The sequence below is a fragment of the Pseudooceanicola lipolyticus genome, assembly GCF_002786325.1.
GTDB lineage: Bacteria > Pseudomonadota > Alphaproteobacteria > Rhodobacterales > Rhodobacteraceae > Pseudooceanicola_C > Pseudooceanicola_C lipolyticus.
Genome location: NZ_PGTB01000035.1, coordinates 24,743 through 32,044, shown reverse-complemented (window position 1 = coordinate 32,044; position 7,302 = coordinate 24,743). Strand labels below are relative to the sequence as shown.

The following is a 7,302-nucleotide window of genomic DNA, read 5'->3' as shown; positions in this document are numbered from 1 at the left end:
CGGGATCTACCTCCCCGGGATGGAACGGGGTCCCACCTGCATTCTCAGTATGCCCGATCTTGAACACACAAGGATGGAGCATCATGAGCAAGACGACGAACAAGTATTCCCCCGAAGTGCGCGAGCGTGCTGTTCGCCTGGTTTTGGACAATCCCGGGCAGCATGAGAGCCGCTGGGCCGCAATTGTGTCGGTATCGGCGAAGATCGGCTGCGCGGCGAACACGCTAAACGAGTGGGTCAAGAAGGCCGAAGTTGAGTGCGGCGACCGGGCCGGAGTCACCTCAGAGATGGCCGAGAAGATGAAGGCGCTGGAGCGCGAGAACCGCGAGCTGAAGCAGGCGAATGAGATCTTGCGCAAGGCATCGGCGTATTTTGCCCCCGCTCTCATCGCCGCAAGCGGCGACTGCCCCGCAGCGGGACGGAGCTCGACCGCCGGTCCAAGACATGATCGCCTTCATCGAAGAACACCGTGACGATATCGGGGTCGAGCCGATCTGCAGGCACCTGCCGATTGCCCCTTCAACGTTCTACGATCACATGGCCAAGCGGGCGAACCCTGACTTGTTGCCGGATCGGGCCAAGCGCGATGCCGTTCTGCGCCCCGAGATCGAGCGGGTGTTCGATGAGAACTACAAGGTCTACGGGGTGCGCAAGGTCTGGCTTCAGATGCGCCGCGAAGGCTTTGATGTGGCCCGATGCACGGTGGCACGGCTGATGAAGGACTTGGGGCTGGAAGGGGTTATTCGCGGCAAGAAGGCCAGGACGACAATAGCTGACAAGTCGCAGCCATGCCCGCTGGACAAGGTGAACCGCCAGTTCCGCGTGCCTGCGCCGGACATGCTCTGGGTCAGCGATTTCACTTACGTGGCGACATGGCAGGGCTTTGTTTATGTGGCGTTCGTCATCGATGCCTTTGCCCGCCGCATCGTGGGTTGGCGGGTGAGCCGGACAGCAAACGCCGGCTTCGTGCTCGATGCTCTGGAACAGGCCGTTCACCAGCGGCAGCCTGGCTCAGGGCTGGTGCATCACTCGGACCGCGGATCGCAATATCTGTCGATCAAATACACCGAGCGCCTGGCCGTGGCCGGGATCGAACCTTCGGTCGGCAGTGTCGGCGACAGTTACGACAATGCCCTGGCCGAAACGATCAATGGCCTGTTCAAAGCAGAGGTCATCCACCGCCGTGGCCCATGGCGCGGCTTCGATGCCGTGGAACACGCCACCCTCGAATGGGTCGATTGGTTCAACCACCGCCGCCTGCTGGAACCCATCGGAAACATCCCGCCAGCAGAGGCCGAAGCAAACTACCACGCGGCTCTGGAAACTCAGACAATGGCCGCGTAACTTACATCAACCTGCCTCCGGCAAACCCGGTGCGGTTCAAACGTCCGCACCATCAAGGACGCCACGGTCAAACGGTATCATGACGAGAGCCACGATCAGCTTCGTAGCCACCTCAGTGACGCCCTGGACGCTTACAACTTCGCGCGCCGCCTCAAGACGCTGAAATGCCTAACGCCGCCCTACGAATACATCAGCAAAATCTGGACTGCAGAACCAAATCATTTATCCTAAATCCGATCCACCAGATGCTGCGATGAACCCCTTGGGTCAGGCCGTTCGACATCGGCAGCGCGAAACGCCGACCTGCACTACTGTCTTGACTGGCTCAACACCGCAAGGCCACACTCGGCCCTTTAAGGCCTCTCCCCCGCGCTCGGCGTTGAGCAACCCGATGGGATCCAACACCTAGGTGCCGAGCGGCATTGCGCAAGTGCATACAGTCCCTTTTGTCGAGGGAATCACCCCCAGTTCAATTGATTCGAATTCCTCGCTGGCGAGCAGGATGTCTTCTTTGTGTGTCAGCGCCTCGACATGCCCGCAAAGAATACGCGAATAAGACCATTTCGATTCGGCGACCACCGTTCCGTCCCTGCGGCACAACTGAATGATCAATGGTGCGTCCTGACCATTGGCCGAGCAGGATTGAAAGCCATCGCCGATACCAAATGCCTCGACGCGGCAATGCCCCTCGGAAAGGCATTGAATGCTGAGTTCAATCTCAACCATCCCGACAGCGGCGTCGAAATTTTGGTCATAGAAATAGACGCTCCCGATCCGGCCATAGCGGACTTTGCCGAGGGATGCATCATGGGGAACCTGCGGATCTGCGCGATCCGGCATCCGCGGTGGAAGCATGCCAAGACTGCAGCTTTGATACCCGCTAACAACCTGTATTTTATCACTATCTTCTGCTTTTTGCGACATAACTGTGCGCCTCCCTGATTTTCGTGCATTGACAAACAGTCTAACCTGTTTGTAAATTCTTGGCAAGAAAGTTGACCGGCCGGGAGGTGGCCGGAGAAGGGGGGAGAGAATGCAGACCGACAATTACAGAAATGCTCCGGGCGTGGCCTGCAGGTTCGTTGGCCGCCCATGACCGAACGAGTCGTTGTCGTTGGCGCCGGTCAGGCCGGGGCCCGAGTCGCGCTGGAACTCCGTTCGGCGGGATTCTCCGGTTCGGTCGTTCTGGTCGGGGCGGAGCCGCATCTGCCCTATGAGCGACCCCAGCTATCCAAGGAAATGCTGACAGATCCGGCTTGGTCGACTCGTTTCATGAAGGCGCAGGGCGACTGGAGCGCCGCCGAAATAGATTTGCGGCTGGGCAGCCCCGTCGTCGACGCCGATCCCAACGCTCGGGTCGTGGCGCTCGCCGGGGGCGAGGAGCTTTCCTATGATCATCTGGTTTTGGCGACGGGTACCAGCGCCCGGCAATGTGATCAGCTTGCCGGGTTGACCGTGCCGATCCATGTCCTGCGCACGATCGAGGACGCTGCTGCCATCCGCGAACGGATGGCTATGGGTGGAAAGATCTTGATCGTGGGCGGCGGGATCATCGGACTGGAAGTTGCCGCAGCGGCAGCGGGGACCTGCGACGTGACTGTGGTCGAGGCCGGCTCACGTCTATTTGAACGGGGACTGCCCGCGGAGGCGTCCGAACATCTGGAACGGCTACACGCCGGGAACGGCGTTCGTTTCCGGTATGATGTAAGGCCGGTCTCGGCGTCGGGGTGCGACACCACGCTGAGCGATGGATCGGTGGAAAGCGCCGATCTTGTAGTAGTCGGCATCGGGGTGGAGCCGCCGCGCGGGATTGCCGCCATGATCGGTTTGCCAGAGGGCGCGCAGGGGCTTCGGGTCGACGACAGGGCCGTCACCGAAAGCAGCGGTGTGCTGGCGGTCGGGGATGCGACCGAACAGTTCAGCCGGTGTCACAATCGCTGGATGCGGATCGAGACCTGGGCGAATGCCAACCAGCAGGCCGCCATCGCCGCGGCGTCCATAACAGGCACGGCGCAGCCGGCAAAGGCTGCGCCGTGGTTTTGGTCCGATCAGTATAGCATGAACATTCAGGTGGCGGGCGACAGCATCGGTGAAGAGACCGTCTTGCGCGGTGATCCTGCCAGCGGTCGCTTCGCCGTCATCGCCTTGCGGGGCGGTGAAATCGTCGGGGGCACCACAATCAATGTTCCCAAGGACATGGCCGCAATACGTAAACTGGTCGGAAACGGCATCCGGCTGGAGCGGGCCGCCATCGAGGACCCCGCTTACAAACTCAGACAGGCAATTCCCGCCTGAAACCCATCAACCGGAGGAGGATAAGACGCAATGAAGCCCAACGGAAACGATCCCTTGGTGATGATCGACAACGATCGGCATCTCTTCAAGGTTTCCAGAAACAACTTTACTGACCCGGATGTGTTCGTAAAAGAGCGCGAGCGTATCTTTTCCACTTGCTGGCTTTATCTCGGCCACGAATCGGAACTAAAGAAACCGGGTGACTTTGTGACCCGAGTGGTCGGCGGCCGCAGCATTCTGTTCAACAAGGACCGCCAGGGCAACATCCGGGCGCTGTTCAATTCCTGTCCCCACCGGGGTTCCCAAGTCTGCCGTGAACGCAAAGGCAACGCCAAGTCCTTTCAGTGTTTCTATCACGGTTGGGTCTTCGGCCAGGACGGCGCGCTGAGAAATCAGCCGGGCGAAGAAAGCTATGGGCACGACTTCAAGAACGACCCTGATTCCAACATGCGTCAGGTGCCCCGGCTGGAAAGTTATCGCGGGCTGTATTTCTTGTGCTACGACCCTGAAGTAATCCCGCTTGTTGATTACCTTGGCAACGCCAAGGAATATCTGGATGTGATCTTCGATCAGTCGGTTGACGGCATGGAGGTCATTGGCGGCACCCAGGAATACGCGATGAACGCGAACTGGAAGCTGCTGGTAGAAAACAGCATCGACGGCTATCACGCGACGAGCACCCATGCGACCTACCTGGACTACCTTAAGTCCATGGAAGGCGGCCTGACCAATGTCGCGTTGAGCGGTGTTGGAAAGGATCTAGGCAATGGCCACGGCGTGATCGAATATAGCGCCCCCTGGGGACGGCCTGCCGGTCAATGGGTGTCACTCTGGGGCGATGAAGGGAAGAAAGAGATCGACGCTCTTAACGCCCGGAACGAAAAACTATACGGCAAGGAGAAAGCAGACCGGATCGCTTACAAGAACCGCAACCTGCTGATTTTCCCTAACCTGATCATCAACGACATCATGTCGCTGACGATCCGCACCTTCTTCCCGCAATCGCCAAACCTGCTTCACGTCAATGCCTGGGCGGCCGGACCGCAGGAAGAGAGCGCGGCGGCTCGCAAGTTCCGCCTGTCGAACTTTCTGGAGTTCCTCGGGCCCGGCGGCTTTGCCACTCCGGATGACGTAGAGGCGCTGGAACATTGCCAGCTGGGCTATCGTAATAGTCAGGAAGTGCGGTGGAACGACATATCAAAGGGCATGGGCTTGGAACAGCCAGCGATGGACGACGAAGAGCAGATGCGTGCGTTCTGGCGCGAATGGAGCCGCCGCCTTACCGGCCCTGAACAAATCCAGGGAGAGCGGACATGAACGTTGCAACAGAAAAGGGATCTGACGCCGGGACGCTCACGCGGTCGGAAGTAGAGGATTTTCTTTACGCCGAAGCCGAGCTTCTTGACGAATGGCGGCTGCCGGAATGGCTGGATCTATTCACCGACGATGCGACCTATCAGATTCCGCCGACGGACATTCCCGCCGATGCGTCACCCGACAACAACCTGTTTTACATCGCGGATGACAGGTACCGGCTGGGCGAACGGGTCAAGCGATTGATGAAGCGGACCGCCCATGCGGAGTATCCGCATTCAAAAACCCGCCATCAGGTGTCGAATGTTCGTATCCTTTCGCAAGATGACGGTCAGGTTGAAGTCGCGTGTAATTTTTTGACCTATCGAACCAAGGATGACTTCAGCAACATCTTCTTTGGCAAGCTCCTGTACGGTCTGGAGGTTTCGGACGGCAAAATCCGGATCAGGTCCAAGCGTGTTGTTCTTGATACCAACGGCCTCCGTAATCAGGGCCGGATCAGCATAATTTTGTAACACGAACGGATCGCGCCCCGGTCTTGCAGGGGCGCGATCGACGAAGAATGAGGGGACCGACTATGAGTGGAAAACTGTCAGGCAAGGTTGCCCTGATAACGGGAGCGGGGCGCGGAATTGGTCTGGTCATCGCTGAACGTCTGATGGCAGACGGGGCGCGGCTGGTGATCGCCAATTTCGACGAGACCGAAGCGACCGCGGCGGCCGAGGAAATGGCAGCGCGACATTTTCAAGGAAAGCCCCCGGTGGTCGTTCCCGGAAACCTCGCGGACGAATCCGTTGCGAAGACGGCTGTCGATGCGGCCATTGACGCATACGGACGGCTCGACATTCTGGTCAATAATGCAGGTGGCGGGATCATCAGAGCATTTGCCGAACATACGCCCGACACCCTTCGTGAAACCATTGACCGAAATCTTTGGACGGCGATCTGGTGCTGCTGGCACGCGTTGCCTGTCATGCGCGAACAGCGTGGCGGGCGGATCGTGAACGTTGGTGCGGATTCCGTGCGAAACGGTCTGTGGGATCATGCCGCCTATAATGCGGCCAAGGGCGGCATGCACGGCATGACCACCGGATTGGCCCGGGAGTACGCCCTTGACGGGATTACCGTGAATACGGTGGCCCCTTGCGCGACCAACACACCGCAAATGGCCGAGATTACCGAACGCGATCCTATATTGGCAGAGAAATTTCTCAGTGTGATCCCGATGGGGCGACCGGCGGAAATGAGCGAAGTCGCTTCGATGGTAAGTTACCTGGCCTCGGACGAAGCGAGTTTCGTGACCGGACAGGTGATTTCGGTAAATGGCGGGAGCACGATGCTATGAGTGAAGATACAAAAAGGATCTTGGCTCTTTTCCCCGCCGAAGATTTGCCGGAAGGCGAAATACGTGCCGAGACCCTGCCGAATGGAGACGTCATCGCCGTCTACAATGTCGATGGCAACTTCTTTGCCACTCAGGACCAATGCTCGCATGGCGAGGCTTCGCTGTCCGAAGAAGGCGAATTGTGCGGAAAGTTTGTCGAATGCTCGTGGCACTTCGGAACCTTCGACGTGACCACGGGCGAACCCGGACTGATGCCCTGCGAAATTCCGTTGAAAACCTACGCTGTTTTCGTCGCGGATGGAAAGGTATCCATTGAATACTAAAATTTCCTCCAACAAACAGAGCGACAAGGCGGACGCCGATGTGGTCAATGCCTCACGGTCGCAAGACGAACGCAGCCTAGAAATGCGATCACGCCTCATATCGGCCTCAATCGAAGTGTTGCGCGAACGTGGGTTTTCCGGGTTCAGCACCGAAGCGGTGGTGCAAAACGCCGGGGTATCGAGGGGCGCACTGCTGCATCATTACCGTCACAAACGGGATTTGATCCTGGCAGTTCACGAGCACCTCTACCAAATTGCCGTCGACAAAAGCGTCGAGGGCGCTGAAGCAGCGACCGACCAGAGCAAAATTTTCGACGAGATGCTTAGGGATGCAGAAAGCTTCTTTCTGGGGGAGCATTTCTTCAGCGTTCTGGACATTGTTCTGTCCGCGAACACGGATCCCGATCTGAAGACCGAGATCCTGGAGGCGTCGCAGAAAGCGCGTCTGCCGATCGAGGCCGCATGGGTCAAAGTCATGTCCAAATACATGCCGCCGCCTTTAGCCGAGAACCTGGTCTACATGACCTTCAATATGGTCCGGGGTTACGCAATGCGGACGCTCTGGGACAGCAATGCCGAAAAATATGCCGAAGTCACCGCCATCTGGAAAACCATGATGGTCGATGCGTTGAAACGCGAAAACATCGATTGGCCCGTCGAACAGTCATGACGGCAAGGGCT

Annotated in this window: 7 protein-coding genes, 2 pseudogenes and 1 other annotated feature; of the genes and pseudogenes, 8 read left to right on the top strand and 1 reads right to left on the bottom strand. The window is 58.3% G+C overall.

Translation table 11 applies throughout. The features are described 5' to 3' along the window. Positions 1-83 precede the first annotated feature (83 nt). Positions 84-1,344: pseudogene (locus CVM52_RS11075) on the top strand (IS3 family transposase). After that, positions 413-519 (top strand) — a sequence feature (AL1L pseudoknot). (Overlaps the previous pseudogene by 107 nt.) Before the next feature lie 45 nt (positions 1,345-1,389). After that, positions 1,390-1,601, top strand: a pseudogene (locus CVM52_RS11070) (IS481 family transposase); the annotation flags it as partial. Between the two features lie 148 nt (positions 1,602-1,749). Here CVM52_RS11070 and CVM52_RS11065 read toward each other — a convergent pair. Beyond that, positions 1,750-2,268, bottom strand: coding sequence for a hypothetical protein (locus tag CVM52_RS11065; RefSeq protein WP_133119827.1), 519 nt, complete (start codon positions 2,266-2,268; stop codon positions 1,750-1,752). Between the two features lie 168 nt (positions 2,269-2,436). Between CVM52_RS11065 and CVM52_RS11060 the strand changes: the two genes are divergently transcribed. From CVM52_RS11060 to CVM52_RS11035, 6 genes are all read left to right on the top strand, one after another. After that, on the top strand, positions 2,437-3,639 hold the full coding sequence (locus tag CVM52_RS11060; protein WP_100162559.1) for an NAD(P)/FAD-dependent oxidoreductase: 1,203 nt from the start codon (positions 2,437-2,439) through the stop codon (positions 3,637-3,639). Between the two features lie 30 nt (positions 3,640-3,669). Beyond that, positions 3,670-4,956: an aromatic ring-hydroxylating oxygenase subunit alpha gene (locus CVM52_RS11055; RefSeq protein ID WP_100162558.1), complete on the top strand. Its 1,287-nt coding sequence runs from the start codon at positions 3,670-3,672 to the stop codon at positions 4,954-4,956. Continuing rightward, positions 4,953-5,468 carry an aromatic-ring-hydroxylating dioxygenase subunit beta gene (locus CVM52_RS11050; protein ID WP_100162557.1) on the top strand — a complete coding sequence of 172 codons (516 nt, stop codon included), beginning with the start codon at positions 4,953-4,955 and terminating at the stop codon, positions 5,466-5,468. The genes CVM52_RS11055 and CVM52_RS11050 overlap by 4 nt, the downstream gene beginning before the upstream one ends. 62 nt (positions 5,469-5,530) lie before the next feature. Continuing rightward, a complete protein-coding gene (locus CVM52_RS11045; RefSeq protein ID WP_100162556.1) occupies positions 5,531-6,298 on the top strand; it encodes an SDR family oxidoreductase in 768 nt (255 codons plus the stop codon). Continuing rightward, on the top strand, positions 6,295-6,621 hold the full coding sequence (locus CVM52_RS11040) for a non-heme iron oxygenase ferredoxin subunit (RefSeq protein ID WP_088626329.1): 327 nt from the start codon (positions 6,295-6,297) through the stop codon (positions 6,619-6,621). Before CVM52_RS11045 ends, CVM52_RS11040 begins: the two co-directional genes overlap by 4 nt. Beyond that, a complete protein-coding gene (locus CVM52_RS11035; protein ID WP_172720983.1) occupies positions 6,611-7,291 on the top strand; it encodes a TetR/AcrR family transcriptional regulator in 681 nt (226 codons plus the stop codon). Before CVM52_RS11040 ends, CVM52_RS11035 begins: the two co-directional genes overlap by 11 nt. Positions 7,292-7,302: the final 11 nt, after the last annotated feature.

Bases quoted from the DNA above. Each gene is read 5' to 3' on its own strand.
- CVM52_RS11060 (WP_100162559.1), top strand. From the start codon at position 2,437: ATGACCGAACGAGTCGTTGTCGTTGGCGCCGGTCAGGCCGGGGCCCGA.
- CVM52_RS11055 (WP_100162558.1), top strand. From the start codon at position 3,670: ATGAAGCCCAACGGAAACGATCCCTTGGTGATGATCGACAACGATCGG.
- CVM52_RS11050 (WP_100162557.1), top strand. From the start codon at position 4,953: ATGAACGTTGCAACAGAAAAGGGATCTGACGCCGGGACGCTCACGCGG.
- CVM52_RS11045 (WP_100162556.1), top strand. From the start codon at position 5,531: ATGAGTGGAAAACTGTCAGGCAAGGTTGCCCTGATAACGGGAGCGGGG.
- CVM52_RS11065 (WP_133119827.1), bottom strand. From the start codon at position 2,268: ATGTCGCAAAAAGCAGAAGATAGTGATAAAATACAGGTTGTTAGCGGG.
- CVM52_RS11040 (WP_088626329.1), top strand. From the start codon at position 6,295: ATGAGTGAAGATACAAAAAGGATCTTGGCTCTTTTCCCCGCCGAAGAT.